Origin of the sequence: Micromonospora sp. NPDC047620, from assembly GCF_043205005.1 — a bacterium.
Lineage (GTDB): Bacteria > Actinomycetota > Actinomycetes > Mycobacteriales > Micromonosporaceae > Micromonospora.
The window spans coordinates 60,265-82,693 of sequence record NZ_JBIDDG010000025.1 but is presented as its reverse complement, the minus strand read 5'-3'; the positions used below and the strand labels follow the sequence as shown (position 1 = coordinate 82,693).

15 protein-coding genes are annotated in these 22,429 nt (G+C 73.5%); 8 read left to right on the top strand and 7 right to left on the bottom strand.

Annotated elements, in window-relative coordinates:
• The first annotated feature begins 11 nt into the window (after nucleotides 1-11).
• Nucleotides 12-479: a hypothetical protein gene (locus ACGF5C_RS26165; protein WP_393305701.1), complete on the top strand. Its 468-nt coding sequence runs from the start codon at nucleotides 12-14 to the stop codon at nucleotides 477-479.
• Nucleotides 480-614: 135 nt separating this feature from the next.
• Nucleotides 615-3,002, top strand: coding sequence for a WD40/YVTN/BNR-like repeat-containing protein (locus ACGF5C_RS26160; RefSeq protein WP_393305700.1), 2,388 nt, complete (start codon nucleotides 615-617; stop codon nucleotides 3,000-3,002).
• A 115-nt stretch (nucleotides 3,003-3,117) separates the two neighbouring features.
• Here ACGF5C_RS26160 and ACGF5C_RS26155 read toward each other — a convergent pair whose 3' ends face one another.
• A complete protein-coding gene (locus ACGF5C_RS26155; RefSeq protein WP_393305744.1) occupies nucleotides 3,118-7,419 on the bottom strand; it encodes an FtsK/SpoIIIE domain-containing protein in 4,302 nt (1,433 codons plus the stop codon).
• A gap of 2 nt (nucleotides 7,420-7,421) precedes the next feature.
• Nucleotides 7,422-9,923 (bottom strand): protein kinase, encoded by a 2,502-nt coding sequence (locus tag ACGF5C_RS26150; protein WP_393305698.1) that lies wholly within the window; start codon nucleotides 9,921-9,923, stop codon nucleotides 7,422-7,424.
• Nucleotides 9,924-10,093: 170 nt separating this feature from the next.
• On the opposite strand from ACGF5C_RS26150, the gene ACGF5C_RS26145 reads away from it, so the two are divergent.
• The 4 genes from ACGF5C_RS26145 to ACGF5C_RS26130 are packed head-to-tail and all read left to right on the top strand — an operon-like array spanning nucleotide 10,094 to nucleotide 12,698.
• Nucleotides 10,094-10,402, top strand: coding sequence for a hypothetical protein (locus ACGF5C_RS26145; RefSeq protein WP_393305696.1), 309 nt, complete (start codon nucleotides 10,094-10,096; stop codon nucleotides 10,400-10,402).
• Nucleotides 10,399-10,692 carry a WXG100 family type VII secretion target gene (locus ACGF5C_RS26140; protein WP_393305694.1) on the top strand — a complete coding sequence of 98 codons (294 nt, stop codon included), beginning with the start codon at nucleotides 10,399-10,401 and terminating at the stop codon, nucleotides 10,690-10,692. Before ACGF5C_RS26145 ends, ACGF5C_RS26140 begins: the two co-directional genes overlap by 4 nt.
• A gap of 9 nt (nucleotides 10,693-10,701) precedes the next feature.
• Nucleotides 10,702-12,147, top strand: a complete 1,446-nt coding sequence (locus ACGF5C_RS26135) for a hypothetical protein (protein WP_393305692.1) — start codon at nucleotides 10,702-10,704, stop codon at nucleotides 12,145-12,147.
• The gene (locus ACGF5C_RS26130) at nucleotides 12,144-12,698 is read left to right on the top strand and encodes a hypothetical protein (protein ID WP_393305690.1); all 555 of its coding nucleotides are present in this window, start codon (nucleotides 12,144-12,146) and stop codon (nucleotides 12,696-12,698) included. Before ACGF5C_RS26135 ends, ACGF5C_RS26130 begins: the two co-directional genes overlap by 4 nt.
• A 129-nt stretch (nucleotides 12,699-12,827) precedes the next feature.
• On the opposite strand, the gene ACGF5C_RS26125 is transcribed toward ACGF5C_RS26130, so the two are convergent.
• From ACGF5C_RS26125 to ACGF5C_RS26110, 4 genes are all read right to left on the bottom strand, one after another.
• Entirely contained in the window at nucleotides 12,828-14,009 is a 1,182-nt protein-coding gene (locus tag ACGF5C_RS26125) for a peptidoglycan DD-metalloendopeptidase family protein (protein WP_393305688.1), read from the bottom strand.
• A gap of 341 nt (nucleotides 14,010-14,350) precedes the next feature.
• Nucleotides 14,351-15,112 (bottom strand): hypothetical protein, encoded by a 762-nt coding sequence (locus ACGF5C_RS26120; RefSeq protein ID WP_393305686.1) that lies wholly within the window; start codon nucleotides 15,110-15,112, stop codon nucleotides 14,351-14,353.
• Nucleotides 15,113-15,267: 155 nt separating this feature from the next.
• Nucleotides 15,268-15,912 carry a response regulator transcription factor gene (locus ACGF5C_RS26115; RefSeq protein ID WP_357464222.1) on the bottom strand — a complete coding sequence of 215 codons (645 nt, stop codon included), beginning with the start codon at nucleotides 15,910-15,912 and terminating at the stop codon, nucleotides 15,268-15,270.
• Nucleotides 15,864-17,177, bottom strand: coding sequence for a sensor histidine kinase (locus ACGF5C_RS26110; RefSeq protein ID WP_393305684.1), 1,314 nt, complete (start codon nucleotides 17,175-17,177; stop codon nucleotides 15,864-15,866). Before ACGF5C_RS26110 ends, ACGF5C_RS26115 begins: the two co-directional genes overlap by 49 nt.
• A gap of 100 nt (nucleotides 17,178-17,277) precedes the next feature.
• Between ACGF5C_RS26110 and ACGF5C_RS26105 the strand changes: the two genes are divergently transcribed.
• Entirely contained in the window at nucleotides 17,278-19,428 is a 2,151-nt protein-coding gene (locus ACGF5C_RS26105; protein ID WP_393305682.1) for an MMPL family transporter, read from the top strand.
• Between the two features lie 66 nt (nucleotides 19,429-19,494).
• Here the strand turns inward: ACGF5C_RS26105 and ACGF5C_RS26100 are convergent, their stop codons facing one another.
• On the bottom strand, nucleotides 19,495-20,856 hold the full coding sequence (locus ACGF5C_RS26100) for a hypothetical protein (RefSeq protein WP_393305680.1): 1,362 nt from the start codon (nucleotides 20,854-20,856) through the stop codon (nucleotides 19,495-19,497).
• 499 nt (nucleotides 20,857-21,355) lie between these two features.
• Here ACGF5C_RS26100 and ACGF5C_RS26095 point away from each other — a divergent pair, with 499 nt between their 5' ends.
• Nucleotides 21,356-22,381 (top strand): LacI family DNA-binding transcriptional regulator, encoded by a 1,026-nt coding sequence (locus tag ACGF5C_RS26095; RefSeq protein ID WP_393305679.1) that lies wholly within the window; start codon nucleotides 21,356-21,358, stop codon nucleotides 22,379-22,381.
• The last annotated feature ends 48 nt before the right edge of the window (nucleotides 22,382-22,429 follow it).

The window sequence follows — 22,429 nt, the reverse complement described above, 5'->3', positions numbered from 1 at the left end:
ATCCTGCTGCGGTGAGACTCCGGGTGTTCGCGGTCGCCGCCACGATCCCGCTGCTCGTCGCCTGCGGCGGGACGGACGCCCCGCAGGCGACCGGGCGGGGCCCCGGGATGCTGGCTAACCTGCCCGACTGCGACCGGGTGCCGCTGGACACCGAGCCGGAGGTCGACGCCCGGGTCGCCGGCCTGGTGCTGCCCGACGGCGCGCGCGTCACCTCGGTGGTGGAGCAGGGGGCTCTGACGACGGTCGAGGCCACCGTCCGGATGACCCCGCTGGACGTACGCGCCCACTACGAGGGCCGCACCGACATCGAGCTGCTGCGCGTCGAGGACGAGGTCTTCGAGGCCGAGGTGCTGACCCGGGCGCAGCAGCGGCGGATGTACCTGCGGGCCGGCGCGCTCTGCGCCGACGGCACCACGCTGACCGCGGTGGTGGGGCCGGACTCGGAGGACGCGGGGCTGCCGGAGTTCCAGAGCGGATAGTGGCGGCGCTCGACAGGTGTCCTAACCCGACGACCGGAATCCCAACAGTTGCCGGGTGACGCCGGTCACTGCGCTGTCTAGCGTGCGACAGACGACTGGTTCCCGGTCGCACCCGCACACGGACGGGAGATCCGCATGAGTCCCACCCTCGTCCGAGGTAGACGCGCCCTGCCGGTGGCAGCAGCCCTGGTGCTGCTGACGGCGGCCGCGTTGACGACCTCGACACCGTCGGCCCGCGGCGAGGAGTCGCTGGCCACCAGCAGCCCCACCGGGCCGATGGAGCTGCCCGCCGAGTGGATGACCGCCCAGCGGCTCAGCGACGGCAGCACCGACCTGTCCGCCGCCAAGTACGCGAAGGCCCGCGGCGAGGCGAACCAGCTCGCCGCCCGCACCCGCAGCGTCTACCGCGACCTCGCCGGGGAGCAGTGGCGCTTCTTCGGCCCGAGCAACATCGGCGGCCGGGTGGTCGACATCGCCGTCGATCCGCAGGTCGCCGACCAGATCTTCATCGCCGCCGCCTCCGGCGGCGTCTGGCGCTCCGCCGATGCGGGCGCCACCTTCGAGGCCGCCTGGCCCGACGGCGGGACGCAGAGCATGGGCGCGGTCGCGATGACCACCGACGGGGTGCTCTTCGCCGGCACGGGCGAGGCGCAGCCGGGCGGCGGCTCGATCACCTTCGGCGGCGACGGCGTCTACCGGTCGCGGGACCGGGGCCGGACGTGGCAGCGCGTCGGCCTGGAGAACAGCCACGCCATCGCCCGGTTCGCCATCGACCCGGGCAACCAGGACCGGATCTTCGCCGCGGCCGCCGGCAACCTGTTCGTGCCCGGCGGCGAGCGGGGCGTCTACCTCTCCGAGGACGGCGGCGACACCTGGCGGCAGGCCCTCGCCCCGCCGAACGCCACCACCGGCGCCACCGAGGTCGTCGTCGACCCCGAAAACCCGAACCGGGTGTACGCGGCGATGTGGGACCACCTGCGCGAGCCGCACCAGCGCACCTACGGCGGGCCCGGCTCCAGCCTGTGGCGCTCCGACGACGGTGGACGGACGTGGGAGCGGATGGCCAACGGGCTGCCCACCGACGCCGACCAGGGTCGCTGGGGTCTCGCCCTCGCCCCGAGCGACCCGGACCGGCTGTACGCGTACGTCGGCACCGCCCTCGGCCCGTTCCGCGCCTTCTACCGCTCCGACGACGGCGGCGACACCTGGACGCAGACCCCGGTCAACGCCAACCAGGCGTCCCAGTCCACCTTCAGCTGGTGGTTCGGCAAGCTGTTCGTCGACCCGACCGACTCCGACCACGTGTTCCTCACCGGGGTGAACCTGCGCCGCTCGACCGACGGCGGGCAGAGCTTCGGCAACGTCGGCGGCATGCACGCCGACCAGCACGTGCTGCGCTGGGATCCCAAGGTGCCGGGCCGGGCCTACCTCGGTAACGACGGCGGCTTCTACCGCTCCGACGACAACGGGGTGAGCGGCTGGGTCAAGTCCACGTACGAGCCGTACACCCAGTTCTACACGGTGGACGTCGCACAGACCGACCCGGCGCTGAAGGTCGGCGGCGCCCAGGACAACGGCTGCAACCGCGGCTACAACGGCGTGGGCGGCCCGTGGAACGCCATCGGCTGCGGCGACGGCCTCCAGGTGATCATCCACCCGGAGAACCCGAACATCGTCTTCGGCTGCAGCCAGTACGGCTCCTGCTACCGCTCGGAGAACGCCGGCGCCGCGCCGCGCCAGTCCATCGGCCCCGGCCAGACGACCTCGGACCGGCGCAACTGGCTCACCCCGCTGCAGTTCGACCCGAACGACCCGGACGTCATGTACTACGCGGGCAACGTCGTCAACCGGTCGACGGACAACGGCCGCACCTGGACGGCGATCAGCCCGGACCTCACCGGCGGCGGGCCGAACGACCCGTCGGGCTACCCGTGGGGCACGATCACCACGATCGCGGCGGCCCCCACCGACGGCGACAAGCTCTACGTCGGCACGGACGACGGCAGGCTGTGGTGGACCGACGACCTCGGGGGCACCTGGACCCAGGTCGACCCCGCGCAACTGCCCGGCACGTGGGTGACCCGGGTGGCGGCGCACCCCACGGACGCGAACATCGCGTACGCCACGTTCTCCGCGTTCCGCTCCGGTAGCGACCGCGCGCACGTGATGATGACGCGCGACGGCGGCCGCACCTGGACGGACATCGGCGGGGGGCTGCCCGACGCGCCGGTCAACTCGGTGGTGCCGACCGCCGACGGCCTGTTGCTGGTCGGCACCGACGTCGGGGTGTTCGTGTCGGCGTGGAACGGGGGCGAGTGGGCCTCCCTCGGTGGGGAACTGCCGGCGGCGGCCGTGATGTACCTGCGCTACCACGAGCCGACCCGGCAGCTCACCGCGGCGACGTTCGGGCGGGGCGTCTACGACCTCACCGTGCCCCGGTGCCCGGCGGCGTCGACCGGGCTGCCGCTGCCCGAGCCCGGCGTCGGCGTGGTCGGTGTGCTCGCCTCGTGCCGCGCGGCGTAACCCGCTGACCAGGGGCGGGGGTGGCGGGCGGCAGCCCGTCCACCCCCGCCCCTGCCCGTCACGGGGGCGGGTGGCGCGGACCGGGCGACCGAGGTCGTGGCGCTGCTGGCCGCCGCTACCGGGCCTGGTCCGCCTCGGGCACGGCCAGGTGCAGCAGAGCCGGCGACCGACCGGTCGACAGGTAGCCCCGCCCGGGTGGATCGGTGAAGTACTGGTCCGGTTCGAGAGCCACGTTGTGCGCGAGCGCCGTCGCACGGTTCTCGGGGGTGAGCAGCAGGCGGGTGCCCATGTTCATGACCGTGTTGATCAGCCGGGCGAGCGGGCTGGGAAAGCCGGTGAGCACGGGCGCGGCGTCTCCGGTCAGGACGAGGGCGCGACCGCCGCGGGCAGCCGGCTGGGCGATCTCCTCCAGCAGGGTGGGCGCGCTGGCGAACCCCTGCTCGGTCGGGAGCACCGAGACCTGGTCGGCGTCGTCGACGATCACGGCGAAGGGGGTGTCGGCGAAGGCCGCGGCGGCGGCCCGCAGGTCGGTGTCCGCGATGGCCGTTCCGGTGAGCACCCGTACCCGCGGATCGTCCGGAACCAGTCGCGGTAGCGGCGACCGGGACGACGCGACCGCGAGCACGCCGACACCCCGTCGGCGAAGGCCGTGGGCAACGGTGGCGGCGGCGGTGGTGCGACCGGCCCCCGGCGGCCCAGAGACCATGAGCAGGTGGGGCCCGGCCTCGAAGAGGTCGACGCCGACGGTGGTGTTGTCGGCCCCGCCGACACCGAGGGGAATCCAGGTGGCGCTCGGGGGCGCGTCGGGCTGGGCCAGTTCGTCGAGGGTGATCCGGGTGGGCAGCGCGGGGAACCGTCGGGGAAGCCGGGCGGGGTCGGCGTCCCGGGCGGCAGCGCCGGCTTCGGCCACGAGATGCGCGGCGGATGCCGTGGGCTGACAGACCTGGATGTGACGGCCGCTGCCGGCGTCGACGGCGCGCCCGGGCAGCGGGGGTGGACTGGCCATCGCGGAGCTCAGCTGCGCGCGCCGGGTGTCCTCCTTCGGGAACGGCAGGAGCAGCCGCCGGTTGTACAGGCTCGGCAGCTTGTGGTTGAGCATGTCCTGGCCGCCGAGGGGGATGACGTGCACACCGAGGGGGGCGCCCGCGGTGACGACGCCACGGAGCGTGGCGAGCAGCGGGGTCTCCACGAAGTCGGGGTCGCCGTGGTCCTCGAAGTGCTCCCAGCCGTCGACGACGACCACGACGTGGGGACGTGGGCTGTCGCCCGGGCCAGGGCGGTGGGCCGCGCGCCGCCTGGTCTCCTGGTCGAGCCAGGTGATGAGGCGGCGGATCCGGTCGGCATCCGCCGGGGTGAACACTCCGCCGCAGTGCGGCAGGTCGGCGTAGTCGGCGAGCCCGCCGGGTCTGCGCTCGATGAGGTAGAGGTGCGCCCGGTCGGGTGCGAATCGGGTGACGAGGCTCGTGACCAGGGTTCGGGCGAACGTCGTACGGCCCGACTGCGGACCACCGGCGACCATCAGCCGGTCGGCGGCGGCGAGGTCGAGGAACTCCGCCGGCTGCGCCTGTAGCCCGGGTTCGTCCGCCAGGCCGAGCGGTACGGCGGTGGCCGGCGCGGCGGCGGTCTGCCGGCGGGGCAGGTCGTCGAGGGTCAGGGTCGCGGGCAGCGGGGGCAGCAGCGGCCGGAACGGAGCGGACAGCCCCGCTGTGCGGGCGGCCTCCTCGACGGCGGCGATCGCCAGGTCCTGGTCGGTCGCGGCGTCCCCGGGGCGGGTGCTCTCGACGGTGCGCGGCACGCCCAGGTCGGCTGGTTCGAGGGCACGGACGGAGGCCGCGACGACGCCGGAGCGCGGTGGGTCGCCGAGGTAGCCGGACTGGAACTCCTGCGGCACCCGGGTCTCGGCGGTGGTGCAGAAGATCATCGCGCGTCCACGGAGCGCACCGGGGATCGCGGCGGCGTCCGGCACGCCGAGCACCTCCGTGCTGTCGGCGGCCTCGTTCTGGCGCAGGCTGATCCGCAGCGAGACGTTGTTCTTCAGTTCCGGCGAGAGCTTGCCCTGCAACGACTGGGTGGCCAGCACGAGGTGCATGCCCAGGGACCGTCCCTTGGCGGCGACGTTCACCAGTTCCCGGACGAAGTCCGGAGCGGCGTCGAGCACCCGCGCGAACTCGTCGAAGATCATGACGAGCCGGGGCAACGGCGGCAGTTGCGCCTGCGCGCGACGTTTCTCCCAGTACCGGTCGATCTCCCCCTCGTAGCGGGCCAGCAGGGACTCGCGCCGGCTCACCTCCGCGCGTATCGACGCCAGCACCCGCGCCGCGGCCGCGTCGTCGAAGACGTCGGCGACGCTCTCCCCGGTGGAACGGATGAGCCCGACCACGTGGGGACAGCGCTCGAAGGGCAGGAAGGCGCTGCCGCCCTTGAAGTCCACCAGCACCATGTTGAGTTCGTCCGGCCGGTTGGCCAGCAGCAGGGCCGTGACCAGGGTCTGCAGCAGGACGCTCTTGCCGGCGCCGGTGGCGCCACCGAGGATCGTGTGCGGGCCCTGCTCAGCCAGGTCGACGTGCACCGGCCCGCCGGCGTCCGCACCGAGCACCACCCGGGTGCGTGGCCCTCGACCGTCACCCCAGAGCGCGAGCACGTCGTCGCCCGTCGGCACGCCCAGGCCCAGCAGGTCGAGCAGGCGGACCCGGCCCGGGACGGCGTGCTGCGCGGCGGCGAGGGTGGCCCGGTCCCGCATCGGCGCCAACGAGCGGGCCAGCCGATCGGCTGTCACCTCGTCGAGGGCGTCCGGGCGGCCGGTGACGGGCGGGTCGTCCGGACTGCGGGTGAGTTCCACCGAGCGTTCGCCCACCTCGCACAGGCCCCGGCACTCGTTCATGCTGTGCCGGTCGGCGCAGATCACGTACACGCCGACCGCCGGCCCGTCGCGCAGGACCACGTCCATGCCGGGCAGCTCCCGCAGGGCGAGAGCGCCGTCCAGGACGACGACGACCTCCGTGCCGGCCTGACCGCCGGGCGCGCCGACCCGGTCGGCGCGTCGGGCGGCGACGAGACGGCGCAGCTCCCGCACCCGGGCGGCACGCGTCTGCGCGGTGTTGCCGATCCAGCACGGCACGGCCTCCCCCGCCCCGGCGTCGACGTGCGGCAACCACCGCGTCCAGCCCAGCCCGTCGGAGTCCCGTGCGGTGATCACGACCAGGCGCAGGTCGTCGGGACCGCGCAGGGTGGCCAGTTGGATCAGCAGCCACCGCAGCATGTCGGCCACGGGCTGGTCGGCCCCGACGACGCCGAGCACACCGGTGGCCCGCAGGTCGACGGTCACCGGCACGGCCGGCACCGTCGGGGGCTCGAAGCCGGGCCAGGGCTCCCCGCGTACCGTCACGGAGGCCGGCTGGTCGGCGGTGCCGACGCGCAGGGTCAGGCCGTACGGCGAGTCCGATCGCCGCGTCCACAGGTCGGAACGCTCCCCCGTGGCCGTCTCGACGATCCGGGTCGGCCCGGGGGCGAGCAGGTGACGGATCTTCTGCTCCTCCCGCACCTGGGACGTGATCTTGTCCTGGACGGCCTGCTTCGCGTCGGTGAAGGCCTTCTCCCGCTCCTGGCCCTGTTTCTCCTCCGACGAGCTCATCACCAGGTACCCGATGACGGCCGCGGCGGCGCCCAGCCACAGCATCGGTTGCTGCGTGACGAGCGCCGCCACCACGGCCACCCCCGCGCCGAGCAGGGCCATCGTGGCGGAACCCCGCACCGCGGGCTGGTGGACCGGCAGGGTCACCTCGACACTCGGCACGACCGGGGCCGGGTCGAAGGCCCGGTCGAAGTCCAGTCGCCCGTCCGGGGCGCGCACCACCCGCAGGGCGCCAGCCCTGGCGGGGCTCCACCGCAGCTCGTCGGCTCCGACCCGCAGCACGGCGCGCGGGGTCAGCCTCGTCCGCCCGGTGATCCGCACGCCGTCGACGAAGGTGCCGTTGCTGGACCCGCTGTCGGCGACCTCGGCGCTGCCGTCGGCGTGGACGACCACCTCGGCGTGGCCGCGCCGGGACACGTCGGAATCGCGCAGCGACACGGAGGCCCGGGAGCTCCGGGCGAGCGAGTGCCGGCCCGGGGGCAGCGCCACGGCGAGGCCGGCGTCCGGGCCGCCCACCACCTCCAGCACGCCGCCGGCACCGGAGCCGACCGGGCGACCGGCGGGACCGGGCCCGCCCACGCTGATGACCGCACCGGGCACCAGTGGACTGTCGGCCACCGTCGAGCGGGCGTCCAGCCGGACCGCCCCGACGAAGCACGGCCGGCCGTCGACGGGCACCGGCAGCGCCGACAGCAGGGAACCCACGTTCGTGCCCGGCTCCGCGATCACCTCGACGTCCCGGCAGAGCCCCGTTCCGGCGTCCCGGACCGTCACCCGGAGGATCATCGTCACCGCTCCGCCCCGAACGTCCACAGCCGGAGCCCGTCGTCGCTGCCGCACGCGAGGGTCTTGCCGTCCGGGCTCAGCGCCAGCGAATCGCAGTCGGGACCGCTGAACCGGAAGAGGTTGGTCCCCAGGACCTGCACCGTGCGGCCGGTCGTCGTCCGCCACACCCGGATGTCGTCCCAGGTGCCCGTGGCGAACAGGTCCCCGGGGCCAAAGGCGGTGGCGGTGACGCTGTAGGTGTTGCCGCGCAGGGTGGTCAGGATCCGGTCGGAGCCCGCGTCCCGGATGAGGACGGAGTTGTCGGGCCGGACGGTCGCCATGGGGTCGAAGGTGCCGGCAGGGCGGACGCTGGCGCCGGTGGTGATCTGCCAGAAGCGCCGGACGCCCCTCTCCTCGTCGACGCCGAGCAGGAGCCGGCTGTCCGCGCTGAACCGGATGACGCCGACGTCGATGCCCTCGGCATCGACCGGGACCGGCCTGCCCAGGTTGGCCAGCCGCCACAGTGCGACGCTCCCGACGGAGTCGGCGACGGCGAACGCGGTGCCGTCGGGGCTGAAAAGCGCCGAGACGATCCGGAACTCGCTGTCGCCGACGGCGAGGGTGGCCGTGTTGCGCTGGGTGCTGACGTCCCACAGCTTGACGGCCCCACCGTCGTCGCCGCTGAGCAGCAACTTCCCGTCCGGGCTGAAGGTCAATGACGTGACCCGGTCGGCGTGGCCGGACAGGATGGCGACGGCATGCCCGGTGGCCACGTTCCACACGGTGATCGTGCCCTCGGCGGCGCTGCCGAGCAGCGTGCCGTCCGGCCCGTACGCCACCACCGACGTCGCGTCCTCGGTGAGGGTGACCAGGTCCGCGGTCTGGTCCCGGTAGTAGTAGGTCCCGCCGATCAGGCCCAGGACGAGCAGGATCCACAGGACCAGGCCACCCCGGCGCGGGCCGACGTGACGGTTGGTCGCCGCGGCCCCGCCGGCGGCGCCGCCCGTCTCGTCCGCGACGGTGACGTGGTCCGGGACGGCGGCCTCGACCGCCTCCGCCACCGCCTCGGGGTCGGCGACGACGTCACCCACGACCCAGATCGGACCGTCGTTGACACGCGGCCGCAGGTAGCCCTTGAACGGCGGCACGGAGAGCCGGGCGGCCGCGGCTTTGGTGGCGAAGCCGACGGTGATCGTCGTGCGATCCACGGACCCTGCCGCGGCGGGAGCCACGATCAGCTCCCTCACGTCACCCCAGCGCAGGACGACTTCGGATCGCCCCTGCGCCGTCGGGGCCGCTGTGCCCTGAAGTACCAGCGCCGCCTCGGTGATCTTCAGCCGGCCCTGCCACGGGAAGTGCACACTGCTCGCCCCGACGGCCCACATGGCCGCCACCGTCGGGATGACGGTGATCAGCGGCATGCTCAGCGTTTCGTGCAGCAGGATCCAGCCCGCCCACCCGGACAGCGCCAGCAGGACCACGAGAGCCAGCAGGTTGGCGCGGCGGATCGACCGCGGCGGCGACACCTGGAAGCCGGCGTCCGGGTCGGGCGGCGCGAGCCGGACCGGCCCGCGTGGCTGGGGCCCGGGGGCGGCCGTCCCGTGCAGGGTGGTGGGCTGTTGCTCCCAGTCGGCGGCCCCGGCCAGGGGCTCGCTGGTTCCGCTGCCGGCCGGCGGGCCGGACGCGGCGTCAGCGCCGGCATCGGCGCCGGCGAGCAGCGCGCGGGCCTGTTCCAGCGTCATCCGTCGGTCCGGGTCCCGGGCGAGCAGTCCGGCGACCACGGTGGCCAGCGGCGGATCACAGCGTACGGCCGGCAGGTCGTCGTGGAGGACCGCGCGGATCGTCGCCGCGGTGGAGGCGCGGTCGAACGGAGCCTGGCCGTTGACCGCCTGCACCAGAGTCACGCCGACCGACCACAGGTCCGTCGCGGGGGTCGGCTCGGCACCGTGGAACAGCTCCGGCGCGAGGTAGCCGGTGGAGCCCATCATACCGTTGCGGGTCAGCCGACTGTCCTCGTCGGCCTGGGCGATGCCGAAGTCGACGAGCTTCACGTCGTCGCCGTCCAGCACCATGATGTTGCCGGGCTTGATGTCCCGGTGTACGACACCGGACGAGTGCGCCGCCGCCAGCGCGTCGAGGATCCGCACGGCCATCGTGGTCACCCGGGCCGGCGGCAGCGCCCCGGCATGCTCCAGGACGTCGGCGAGACTCGGCGCCTCCACCAGCTCCGACACGATGTAGACCGCCTCGTCGTCGGCGTTGGCGGGCACCACGTCGTGAACGGCGGCCACGGCCGGGTGACTGATCCGCCCCGCCGTCCGCGCCTCGCGCAGTGCCCGCTGCCCGAACAGCGCGCGCTCCTCGGCCGGCAGGGCCGGGTCGGCACGTATCTCCTTGACCGCGACCGCCCGGCCGATCAGCTCGTCGGTCGCGCGCCAGACCACTCCCATCCCCCCGCGGCCGAGCACCTCGGCGAGCCGGTACCGCCCCGCCACCAGCCGCTGAGACGACCGGGAATCCTGCACGCCCACTCCTTGCCGACAGCCCGTAGAGTCACTGTGGACAGTACCGGGACGGCCCTGGCGGCAACGCCCCCAGCACGGCCGGGGCACCGGCGTCACCAGCCGATCCGGCGCCATCGGGCGGTGCCGGGTGACAGCCGGTCGGCGACGGATGTCAGGAGGCGGCAGGACCGATGGCGGAGCGCTTCAGCCTGGATCCGGAGGGGATGCGTCAGCTGTCCAGGGGCCTGGACGCCGTCCGGTCCGAGGCGGCGGCCACCTGGCAACGACCCGACGCCCCGGGGTTCGCCGGATCCAACACGGTGGCGGAGTCGTTGCAGCGATTCGCCGATGCCGCGGCACGGTCCCACCACGACCTGGACGAGTCGCTGCGGCGCCTGGCGCGGTGGCTCGACCGGGTCGCCGACGGGCAGTTCTCGCTCGACGAGATGCTGAACCGCCACGCGATTCCCGGCCACACCAGCAGAAGGAGCGACACATGACGGATGTAAATGTCGGCTACGACGGGCTGCAGCGGGCGGCGTCGCAGCTCAGGTCCGGGCAGGTGGAGATGACCCAGCGACTCCAGGCGCTCAAGTCCATGATCGACCAGCTCGTGGGCAGCGAGTTCCGGACGCAGCTCGCCTCCGGGCGGTTCCAGGACTCGTACCAGCAGTGGTCCACCGGCGCGCAGAACATGATCGACGGCCTGGAGGGCATGTCGACGTTCCTCAACGAGGTGGTCCGGGAGTACCAGGACCTGGACAGCCGCCTCGCCGGCGGGCTCGGCTGATCGCCGCGGATGGAGAACTGGCTGGTCGTCGACCAGCGGACCGATCCGACGCCCGGGTCACCGGAACAGGTTCGTGCGCTGGTCGATCGACTGCGGCAGCAGGCCGACCAGTCCCGCAAGGCCGGCCAGCGGCTCCGTGGGGTGGCCGCCGACCGGGCCCGCCTCCGTCTGTGGGGTGACTACACCGACGTCCTCGACGTCATGCTCGCCGACCTTCCCGACGACGCCGCCGCCCTGACCACGGCCTACGACGCCTGCGCGGCCGCCCTGTCCGGCTACGCCCAGGAGTTGGATCAGGTCCAGACGGCGTCCCGGCTCGCCCTGCGGCAGGGCATCCGGGCGCACGAGCGCTACCGAGCGCTGTTGCAGCGGTTCTGTCAGGTGGTGCCCGTGTCCTTCCAGGGTGGCGACATCTGGCGCGGGCTCGACGCGGCGTCGGCGGCGCACCTGAGCCAGGGCCTCCGGGAGCCCGAACGGCAGTGGGCCGTGGCGCTCGGCCGCGAAGCGGGCATGTGTGAGTTCGAACGGCAGACGGCCTGCCGGGCGGTGGCGGAGGCCGCCCACCGCCACCGGGACGCCGCGAACCGCTGCGCCCAGGCCGTCCTCGCCGCCGCGCCCCGCCTTTCCGCCCACCGGTCGCGGCCGATCGGCTCCGTCGGCACCAAACAGCCGAGCCCGGGCGACCAGCGGACACTCGACGAGCTCAGGACGGCGCTCGACGGCGATGTGGAAGCGTTGGCGGCCTTCGACGTCGTGGTCGGCTGGATCGGGAAGGACGCCGTGGGCCCACTCGGCAAGGGCCACGCCGCCGGCAGGCTCAGGGAGCGGGCCCTCCAACTGGCCGGCAAGTTCAAGGACAAGGCCGGGCCGACCGACGAGCAGCGCAGGGACGTCGACATCTGGCTCAAGAACCTGGAGACGGTACGGGCGAAGATGTCGGAACTCGCGAGGAAGTTCCCGAACGCCAACATCGAGAGCCTGAAGAAAGACTTCAACAACGTGCACCAGGACATCACGGCGATGGCGAAGGACGGCAGCAAGTACAACCCGCAGCGCGGCCGCCGCGTCCTGACGATGGAATGGGAGATCGACGTGGCGCTCGCCCATCCCGACGTCCGGGGCATGGGCGTCTACGTCAAGGGACGGGACGGCACCAAGCGCGAAATCGACGTGGTCGGATTCCGCGACGGCCGATTCGAGTGGATCGACGCCAAGCGCGAGTACCTGCGCGACATGAACAACATCGAGGAGCACTGGAACCAGTTGTCGGAGCAGATGGCGGCAGCCCACGACCCCGACGCGTCCTGGCCGACCCGCTTCGACGACCCGCGGATCATCCTCCACCTTCGGAACGGGATCACCCGGGAGGCGGCGGAGGAGCTCGAGAACCGGGTGGGGCCGGGAGGACGACAGGTGACGGTCCTCGGGCCACGGGTCGACGGAGACGGGCGGTGACCGAGTGGCGGGACGCCGCCGCCTTCTTCCTGACCAGCGTCCCCGAGGATGACGAACGATGGCTCCGGAGCCTGTCGAGGACCATCGGCCTCCGGTCCGACGGCCTCAGGTTCGACGACAACTCGAGGGTCCTGCCGTGCGAATGGGCCGGCCTGGAGTCGCGGGCACAACTGCTCGGTGGTTCGAGGGGCAGCATCCTCGTGGTCAGCTACTTCAGCCGGGAGTTCCGGGACCTCGCGCGGCAGCCGGACCGGTGGCGCGGATTCTGCCGGTTGTTCGGCAGGGCTTGCCTTGCCCTCTCCCCCACGGTCGCGGTCGCTCTCGGCACCATCTCCGACGACATACCGTCCGACATCCGAGCCATCGAGGCGCCGGTCGCCGAGCAGGACGGCGCCTGGCTCCGAAGCCGGCCGTACGCCCTGTCGTACCTGTGCCCGGAACTCGACCGGGCGGCGCTGGAGGAGTCCCCCGCGTCGTCGTTCCCCAGCGTCGTGCTCGCCGACGGCGGACGCGTCACCTGGGACTGGGAGTACGACGACTTTCCCGAGTAGGCGGGAGCGGCGCCCCGACCCCGGGCCGGTCGGCGGCTCCGAGGCGCTCCGTCCGCCACCCGTCCCCGCGCCACGGCGGCCCCCACCGTCTCCGGCGGGGGCCGCTGCGTCGACGCTCGGCGGGGCCGGTCAGCACCAGCCGTTGACCGCGCCGTTCACGCCGGTCCACAGGTAGGCGTCGGAGACCCAGGTGCCGTCGCTGAGCCGGTTCCACAGCGACGTGGTGCCGTACCGGCCGGTGTGGCTGGTGCCGTTGGCGGAGCAGGAGATGGTGACCGTCGCGCCGTCACCCACCGAGCCGAGCACGGCGTAGCCGGTGCCGGGGCCGGACCGCTTGGTCAGCGAGCCTCCGCCGTTGGCGTCGACGACCGCCTGGTTGAAGCCCAGCGCGCCGTAGTTGTAGATCGCGCTACCGGCGCCCCGCCAGGTCGAGCCGTGCCGCGCACCGCCCTGGTAGGCCGAGGCGCCGTTTTCGAACACCCACTTGCCGAGGCCGTGGCCGGCGATGGGCACGTAGGCGCTGTTCTGCCGCAGCCCGAAGTGGACGTGCCGGCCGTACGCGGCCCCGCCGCAGGTGACGTCGGTGCCCGTGTAGCCCAGGTAGGCGCCCTGGCCGACCGCCGTGCCGTTGGCCGAGATGTTGCTCCACAGGTGGTAGTAGTCGGTGGAGTAGCCGCGGTCGTGGATCACCCGGATCCACCCCCGGCACATCGTGTACGCCGTGCCGGCCCGGGCCGCGCGGACCACCTGGTCGCCGCCCGCGAGGTCGATCGAGCTGTACGGCGTCTCGTAGCCGCCCCAGCCGTGCGGGCCGCTGGTCAGCGTCCAGGTCTGGCCGACCGCGAACGGCAGGGCCATGCCGGTCCGGTAGTCGCCGCCCGCGTACATCGTGCCCGGGGTGCGGGTGAAGACGTCCTTCTCCTGCTTGCCGACCAGGGGCGACTCGGCGGCCAACTCGCCGAACTCCGCCTCGCCGTCGAAGCTCACCTGCCACCCGCCGGCCTCGGCGCGGGCAATGAAGATCGCGCCGGTCGGGTGGACGTCCTCCTCGTGGCCGGTGAGGGCGACGGCGGTGCCGAAGGCCCAGCGGCCGCTCTTTCGGGTGACGGTGACCCGGGTGTCGGGCCCCTCGGCGTGCGCCTCGCCGGCGACCCGGGCCTGCCCGAGCAGCTTAACGGTCACGGCCTGCTCGACGCTCGCCCGGGCCGGGTCCGGCGTGGGCGTGGCGGCGTGCGCAGCGGTGCCCGCGACCAGGAGTTCCGTCGCCAGGAGGGCCGTGGCGATGCCGGCCCATCGTCTGATGTGCACCATTGACGACCTCTTTCAAATCGAAGGACATCGCTAAGTGGTGCTGACGATAGACAGAATCAAGAATATTGTCTACATGTTGACACGCTGGCAATGAAGGTATGTTTCGGCCCGCCCGCCAAGGCCGCCGGCCGCGTCGGCGAGGCGCGGCCGGCGGACGCCCGAGTACCCGGGCAGGGCAGCCGGCGGGTGGTCAGGCGATGCGGCGGATGCGGCGGACCCGAAGGTGGCAGACTACGCCCGGCGCCGCGTGGCGGACCCGGACGGTTGGCGGGCGGGCATGCGCGAACTGGCCCGCCGGCACCGCTCCTGACCCCGCCTGTCGCCCTGTCGGCGGACGCGGTTCAAACCAGGCCGGCGACGGCGCCTATCGCGGTGATGGCGACCGCCACCTGCTCGGAAAGAGGACCGTCGACCGGCCACGAGCCGTCCGGGCGCTGGGTGGCGGTGAGCCGCCGGACCACGGCGCGGAACACGGGATGGTCCGGGGGCAGCAACGCCGTCCGCAGTGCGCATCCGGCGCGGGCGACGTCGGCCGGCGGCGCGTCGAGCAGCCGCCGCGCCAGGATGTCCAGCCCCTGGTCCGCCTCCTCGCGCAGCCCCACCGCCCACAGCAGGGCGGCGGCGAGCCAGGTGGTGGTGAGGCACGACGGCCAGGCGCCTGAGGCTTCGACGGCGTCACGCACCGCCCGGGCGGCCCGCCCGGCCGCCTCGGGCCGGTCCAGGACCGCCAGGCACCAGCCGACGTAGGCGGGCAGGTAGAGCGGGTCCTGCGACGGCAGGTGCCCGGTGTCCACGGCGGAGCGCACCGTGCCGTCCGGCGCGACCAGCGCGGCGAGCCAGTCGGCGCAACGGTCCACCCGGGAGCTGTACTGCAGGTCCAACTCGATGATCCGGACGAGCCGTTCGCACGTCGCCGCCACGGAGGGGGCGCCGGCCGACCAGGGTGCCGGGAAACCGCCCTCGGGAGACTGGTCGGCGAACAACGCGTCCGCCACGTCCAGCGGCGTCGGCCACACCCCGGTCAGCACCGTCGCCAGTCGGTGCCCGTCGGACTCGTCACCGTGCGCGATCACCCATTCGACCGCCGCATCCTTGTCGATCATGAGCCGAACCTAGCAAGCACCGGGACGAGGGGCCGAGCTGAGGCGCGCCTTCGGCGATCCGCGCGGACGGTCAGCCGGGCCGGCGCAGCGGCCCGGGGTGCGCGGCACGCAGCCCGACCGCGGCGCCGGCCAGGCCGGCCGGCTACGCGGCGACCTCACCCGTGCAGGTACGCGAGGACCGCCAGCACCCGGCGGTTGTCGTCGTCCGACGGCGGCAGCCCCAGCTTGCTGAAGATGTTGTTGATGTGTTTGCTGACCGCCTTCTCGGTGACGAACAGCCGCCCGGCGATCGCCGCGTTCGACCGGCCCTCGGCCATCAGGCCCAGCACCTCCCGCTCCCGCGCGGTGAGTTCCCGCAGCGGCTGTGCGGTCGCGTTGCGGGCGAGGAGCTGGGAGACGACCTCCGGGTCCATCACCATGCCACCGCCGGCCACCCGGCGCACCGCGTCGACGAACTGGTCGACATTGGACACGCGGTCCTTGAGCAGGTAGCCCACTCCCCCGCCACGGTCGGAGAGCAGCTCGCGGGCGTACAACTGTTCGACGTGCTGGGAGAGCACGAGGATCGGCAGGCCCGGCAGCCGGGTCCGGGCCTGCAACGCCGCCTGGAGCCCCTCGTCGGTGAAGGTCGGCGGCAGGCGCACGTCGACGACCGCGACGTCCGGGTGGTGCCGGACCAGCGCCGGCAGCACGGACGGCCCGTCGGCGACGGCCTCGACCACCTGGCAGCCGAACGCGTCGAGGATGCGCGTCAGCCCGTCCCGGAGGAGGGCGAGATCCTCCGCGATGACAACTCGCACGGCAGCTCCATGGTCACGACAGTCGGTCCGCCGGGCGGACTCGTCACGGTCATCGTGCCATCGAAGGCTGCCAGACGGCGTTGCACGCCCGACAGGCCGGTCCCGGAGTCCGGCGTCGCGCCGCCCCGGCCGTCGTCGCCGACCACCATGGTCAACCGACCGTCGCGGTACGCCAGCCGGATCCACGCCCGCGCCGCGCCGCTGTGCTTGGTGACGTTGGCCAGCGCCTCGGCCACCGCGAAGTAGGCCGCCGACTCGACCGCGGCCGGCGGGCTGCCGGGCAGCACGACGTCGAGCTCCACGGGCAGCGGCACGGCCAGCGCGAGCGCCCGCACGGCGCCGTCGAGCCCGCGTTCGGCCAGCACCGGCGGGTAGATGCCGCGGACCAGGTCGCGCAGCTCGACCAGGGCACGACCGCTGGTCTCCTGCGCCTCGGTGAGCAGCCGCTGCGCCGCGGCCGGGTCGTCGGCCATCAGCTTCTCGGCCAGGCCGATGCTCATGCGCAGCGCGACGAGCCGGGCCTGCGCCCCGTCGTGCAGGTCGCGTTCGATCCGGCGCAGCTCCGCGGCCTGGGTGTCGACCGTGTCGGCCCGGGTGGCGGAGAGCTGCCGGACCCGCAGCGCCAACTCCTGCGCCCGGGTCGGGGCCAGGAAGAACCCGGCGAAGCGGAAGTGCAGCCACACCAGCCACGGCGCGACCACCAGGCCGGCGAACAGGAACAACCATCCCTGGGGTACGGACAGCACCGCCTGCACGAGGTTGTCCATCGGCCAGAACACGCCGTAGCCGTACCAGTCGACGGTGAGGAACAGGACCACGGGCAGCAGCAGGACGCCCTCCAGCCCGTACACCGGCAGGACGAACGCCAGCAGACACGCCCCGCCCGTCACCATGCCCGGCACCAGCCAGGCGAAGTCCCGCCAGGTCGCCGGGTCACCGACCACCCAGCGGAACCGCCGCCAGGTGCCGAGCCGGGCGCCCTCGGGCGCCGGCGGGTACGGCGAGGCGATCGGCATGCCGTGCCACCCGGCCACCCGGCGTTGCAGCCCGGTCGACCATCGCACCAGCACGGTGACCGCGGGGAACAGCGCGAACCCGATGCCGAAGACCGGGATGAGCGCGAGCGAGACCACCGACAGCACGAACAGCGCCACGTTGGTGGTCAGGCTGAGCAGGGCCACGGCCAGGCCCTGCACGGCGGCGAGCGCGCCGGGCCGGACCGACTGCCTGACGAACGCGCGTACGGAGCTGTCCACGGCGCCCATTCTCCGGCACCGGTCGCACCGGAATCGGTGGTGCTAGCACCACCCACGTTCGGGACCTGACACCCCTGCCCACGCCCCCCTCCGGCCGAAGGATCGAGGTGTGACCACAACCAGGCAGGAGAGACCCGACATGTCCCGGCGGCAACGACTGGCCGGCCTACCGTCCGGCCGGCGCACCAAGTACGCGATGCTCGTTTTCTGGCTCGTCCTCGTCGCGGTGGCCGGACCGCTGGCGATCAAGCTGACCGAGGTGCAGAACAACGACACCCTCGGGGCGCTGCCCGCCTCCGTGGAGACCAGCCGCGCGGTGCAGCGGGCGGAGGCGGCGTTCCCCGACTCCCAGGCGCCCCTCGCGGTCGCCGTCTACGTGCGCGAGAGCGGGCTCACCGAGGCCGACCGCGCGAAGGTCGACGGCGACCGGGCCGCGTACGCCGCGTACGCCGACGGCGGCCAGGTGTCGCCCCCGGTGCCGAGCGAGGACGGCAAGGCGGTGCTGGTGTCCTTCCCGGTCGCCGGCGACGACGAGCAGCGGGCCGACGCGGTGGCCGACATCAGGGACCGGCTGGCCGCCGGCGCCCCCGACGGGCTGCGCACCGCGCTCACCGGCGAGGCCGGCGCCACCGAGGACGTCTTCGACGCGTTCGCCGGGATGGACACCGCCCTGCTGCTGGCGACCGCGGGCACCGTCGCGCTGCTGCTGCTCCTCACGTACCGCAGCCCGGTCCTGTGGCTGATCCCGCTCCTCACGGTCGCGCTGGCCAACCAGCTCGCCAGCGCGGTCGTCTACCTGCTGGCCGAGTACGGCGGCCTGGCGGTCGACTTCCAGAGCCAGAGCATCCTCACCGTGCTGGTCTTCGGCGTCGGCGTGGACTATGCCCTGCTGCTCATCGCCCGGTACCGGGAGGAGCTGCGCCGGCACGCCGACCGGCACGCGGCGATGGCCGTGGCGCTGCGGAGGTCGATCGGCGCGATCTGCGCCTCGGCGGCGACCGTCGCGGTCGGCCTGCTGTGCCTGCTCGCCGCACAACTGCCGGCCACCCGGGGCCTGGGACCGGTCGGCGCGGTCGGCATCGCCGCGGCGTTCCTCGCCATGACCACGCTCCTGCCGGCGGTGCTGGTCATCTTCGGGCGCTGGCTGTTCTGGCCGTTCGTGCCCCGTCACGCCCCCGACGCGGTCGTCGACGACGAGGCGTCCGGGCACGGGCTGTGGCGCCGGGTCGCCGGCGTCGTCGGTCGCCGCCCGCGCGTGGTGTGGCTGGGCACGGCGGCGGCGCTGGTCGCCCTCAGCTTCGGCATCGGCAATCTCAGCATCGGCATGCCGGGTGACCAGTCGTTCACCACCGAGGTCGGCTCGATCACGGGCCAGCGGATGATCGCCGCGCACTACCCGAGCGGCACCGTGGCGCCCGCCGAGATCCTGGCCACCGCCGGCACGGCCGACCAGGTGGTGGCCGCCGCCCGTGCGGTGCCCGGGGTGGCCGAGGTCGGCGAGCCGCAGCGCTCCCCCGACGGCCGGTGGGTACGCGTCGCGGCCGTCCTCGCGGACACGCCGGACAGCGACGCCGCGCTGGACACCGTCGACCGGCTCCGCACCGCCGTGCGCGCGGTGCCCGACGCGCAGGCGCTGGTCGGCGGGGACACCGCGTACCTGCTCGACGAGGAACGCACCGTCGGCCGCGACAACCGGGTCGTCGGCCCGCTGATCCTGGCGGTGGTGTTCGCCGTCCTGGTGCTGCTGCTGCGGGCCCTGGTCGCGCCGCTGCTGTTGCTGGCGAGCGTGGTGCTGTCCTACGTCGCCGCGATGGGCGCGGCCGGGCTGATCCTCGACGCCATGGGCTACACGAAGCTGTTCGTCGGGATCCCGCTGCAGACGTTCCTGTTCCTGGTCGCCCTCGGCGTGGACTACACGATCTTCCTGGCCACCCGGGCCAGGGAGGAGACGGCGCGGCTCGGGCACCGCCGGGGCGTGCTGCACGCGCTGACGGTCACCGGCGGCGTCATCACCAGCGCGGGCGTGGTGCTGGCGGCCACCTTCGGCGCGCTCAGCGTGCTGCCGCTGGTGCCGTCGGTGCAGTCGGCCGTCATCGTCGGCGTCGGCGTGCTGCTGGACACGTTCCTCGTGCGCAGCCTGCTCGTGCCGGCCCTGGCGCTGGAGATCGGCCGCCGCACCTGGTGGCCGGGCGTGTTGTCGCGGCGGGGGTCACCGCCGGTCCGGACGCAGCCGGTCGAGCCGGCTGCGGCGGGGGCGTAACGCCGGCCGCCCCGCCGCCGGGCGGGCGCCGGCCGTACCCAGAGCGGTACGGCCGGCGCCCGCCGGTCAGCTGCCGCGCCGGTCGTGGGGCACGGTGACGGTCACCGCGCAGCCGACCGGGCGGCCGATCTCGTCGTGGCCCGCGTACGTCAGGGTGTAGACGCGGTCTCCGCCGGCGCCGTCGCGTTCCGCCCGCAGCCGGCCGCTGGTGTCCGGGGTGCCGAGGGCGAAGCCGCTGACGTCCGCGACGTCGCCGCCGGTCACCGCCGTCAGGGTGAGCGCGTTCGGGCCGAGGACGCCGTCGCGCAGGTCCGCCGTGACGGTGACGTCCACCAGTTCGTGGTTCGGCGGCCACAGCACCGGCCGGTCCACCACGCAGTTCACCTCCCGGGCAGGCACCGGCTGGTCCAGGGTGGCGACGGCGTGGCCGATCGTCGCGGTGAGCCGCCCGCCGGCCTCGTAGTACATGTGCGCCGTGCGGCCGTCGAAGTAGAAGGTCGGCGCGGCCGACCGCCCCAGGTCCGGCGCGGTGTTCATCGAGTCGTGCACGACGCCGAGGTGGACCTCCCGGTCGAAGTTCTCGCCGACGTCCACGGCGTGCATGTTGCCGTCGGCGGCGTGGAAGATCACCAGGTTGCGGCCGTTCCAGCGCAGGAAGAACGGCCCCGAGGCGTTCGGGCCCTCGATGCCCTGCGGGGTCACGATCGGGTCGGGCTGGGTCGTCCAGGTCCGCGCGTCCGGGGAGACGGCCCAGCGGATGCGCCGGGACACCGGCCCGGTCGGCCCCGGCAGCGCGGCGGTGGGATTGTCCATGAAGAGCATCAGGTACCGGCTGCCCAGCCGCGGCACCGCCTGCTCGAACACGCGGGCGTAGGAGGTCTCCCCGCCGGTGCTGTGGTCCCGGCTGACCGCCGTCCCGCCGTAGCTGAAGTGGATGCCGTCGTCCGAGGTGGCGTATCGGGTGATCGAGTTCTCGCCGTGGAAGTAGAGGAACAACTTCCGCTCGCCCTCGACCCAGATTGCGTGCGGGGAGGAGATGTGGCTGACCGTGGCGTAGTGGGGCAGCCAGGTGTTGCTGATCAACGGGTTGGCCCGGTACTCGGTCCACGGGCCGTCGATCGAGTCGGAATACGCCAGGGCGATCCCACCGGGGCGCTCGTGGGGCGCATAGTACAGGTAGTAGGTGCCCAGCGGGTCGGAGAAGTAGTCGGCGGCCCGGATGACGCTCGGGAAGATGAACTCGTTCGTCGGGTTGTAGGTGAGGGCGCCCTTGTCGAACGCGGTGCCCGCGTAGGTGAAGCGCGGGAAGTCCGGCGCTGTCGGTTCGGCGGCGGCCGGAGCGGCACCGGCCACGGCGGCGACCAGGAGGCCCACGCCGGCTGCCGCCACGGCGGCGCGGCTGGGCACTCGGACGGGTGCTTTCGTCATGGCTGCTCCTGCTCTTTTGGGGGTGGTGGGGGCGCTCCCCGGCCGGCCGGGCGGGGAGCCGGTGCAGGGGGCCGTCGACGCGGAGATCAGGGGGACGGCCCCCCGTACGGATGGTGACTGTGGACGTGGCGCATCGCGCCACGGGGCGACGCGAGGTCACGCTGGGTGAGGCGGCCAGCTGACCGCAGCCGCGGGACGGGCAGCCCCGATCGGCGACTAATACGTATTAGCATTCACGCTTCCCGAATGCTGCTCGACCGGGACCAGCCTTGTCAAGGGGGCCGCCACGCTCCCCCCGGCGCACCCCGGTCGCGCGGCGGGCGTCGCGCGCCCGCTGCGGCCGCCGGTGGTCCACTCGCGAGCTAATGCGCATTAGCCCTGGGAGTTCATCTCGCTGAAATATCTACGCCCACCCCTTGACACACACCCGGTCGGCCCGCCAGGCTCCTCCCCAACACCGAGCGCTAATACGCATTAGCCGCACCGGAAGGACACCGTTGTGCCCGCTATCCCCCGACGCGTCACACAGCGTGACATTGCCCGGCTGGCCGGCGTCAGCCAGGCGACCGTGTCGCTGGTGCTCAACAACCGGGCCGACGCCGACGTCCGCATCGCGCCCGAGACCCGCGACCGCGTGCTGCGGGTCATCGCCGAGACCGGGTACGCCGCCGATCCCGTGGCCCGCCGACTCGCGGCGCGGTTCAACCGGATCATCGGCGTCTTCACCTACGAGCCCGCCTTCCCCAGCGGCAGTCGCGACTTCTTCCACCCCTTCCTGCTCGGCATCGAGGACTACGCGGAGCGCGCCGGCTGCGACCTGCTGCTGTTCACCAGCGCCCCGGTCGTCGACGGCCGCCGGCGCATCTTCCACCAGGACAACCGGCTACGGCTGGCCGACGGGTGCATCCTGCTCGGGCGGGAGATCGACGGCGCGGAGCTGAGCCGACTCAACCGCGACGGCTTCCCGTACGTCGCCGTCGGCCGCCGCGACGACGCCGGCGGCCCGGTGCCGTACGTCGGCGCCGACTACGCCAGGGCGGTGGGCGAACTGGTGGGCCTGGCCCTCGCCCGCGGGCACCGGCGCCTGGCCTACCTGAGCATGGGCACCACCGCGGAGTCCTCCGAGGACCGGCGGCGCGGATTCGTCGCGTCCGCGACGGCCGCGGACAACGCCCGCCACCTGACGGTCGCCGCCCAGGACGCCGAGGCGGTCCTCGACACCCTGCTCGCCGACCGGATCACCGTCGCCTTCGTGGAGGACTTCGCCACCGCCGTGGCGCTGGAGCTGGCCACCCGGCGACGCGGCCTGACCGTGCCCGGTGACCTGTCGATCCTGACCCTCGGCGACCCGACGGTCCCGGTGCCCACCGACATCGCGTTCACCGGGTTCCGCATCCCGCGCGAGGAGATGGGCCGGCAGTCGGTCGAGGTGCTGACCGGCGTCATCGACGGCAGCGCCGCCGGCGTGCAGCAGCGGCTGCTCCCCTGCGAACTCGTCGAGGGCGACACCCTCGGCGCCCCCTGATCGGCGGTCGGCCGCGCCCATCGCGGTGACCGTGCAACCGGAAGGAAG

Bases quoted from the DNA above. Each gene is read 5' to 3' on its own strand.
- ACGF5C_RS26160 (WP_393305700.1), top strand. From the start codon at position 615: ATGAGTCCCACCCTCGTCCGAGGTAGACGCGCCCTGCCGGTGGCAGCA.
- ACGF5C_RS26155 (WP_393305744.1), bottom strand. From the start codon at position 7,419: ATGATCCTCCGGGTGACGGTCCGGGACGCCGGAACGGGGCTCTGCCGG.
- ACGF5C_RS26145 (WP_393305696.1), top strand. From the start codon at position 10,094: ATGGCGGAGCGCTTCAGCCTGGATCCGGAGGGGATGCGTCAGCTGTCC.
- ACGF5C_RS26140 (WP_393305694.1), top strand. From the start codon at position 10,399: ATGACGGATGTAAATGTCGGCTACGACGGGCTGCAGCGGGCGGCGTCG.
- ACGF5C_RS26135 (WP_393305692.1), top strand. From the start codon at position 10,702: ATGGAGAACTGGCTGGTCGTCGACCAGCGGACCGATCCGACGCCCGGG.
- ACGF5C_RS26125 (WP_393305688.1), bottom strand. From the start codon at position 14,009: ATGGTGCACATCAGACGATGGGCCGGCATCGCCACGGCCCTCCTGGCG.
- ACGF5C_RS26120 (WP_393305686.1), bottom strand. From the start codon at position 15,112: ATGATCGACAAGGATGCGGCGGTCGAATGGGTGATCGCGCACGGTGAC.
- ACGF5C_RS26110 (WP_393305684.1), bottom strand. From the start codon at position 17,177: ATGGGCGCCGTGGACAGCTCCGTACGCGCGTTCGTCAGGCAGTCGGTC.
- ACGF5C_RS26100 (WP_393305680.1), bottom strand. From the start codon at position 20,856: ATGACGAAAGCACCCGTCCGAGTGCCCAGCCGCGCCGCCGTGGCGGCA.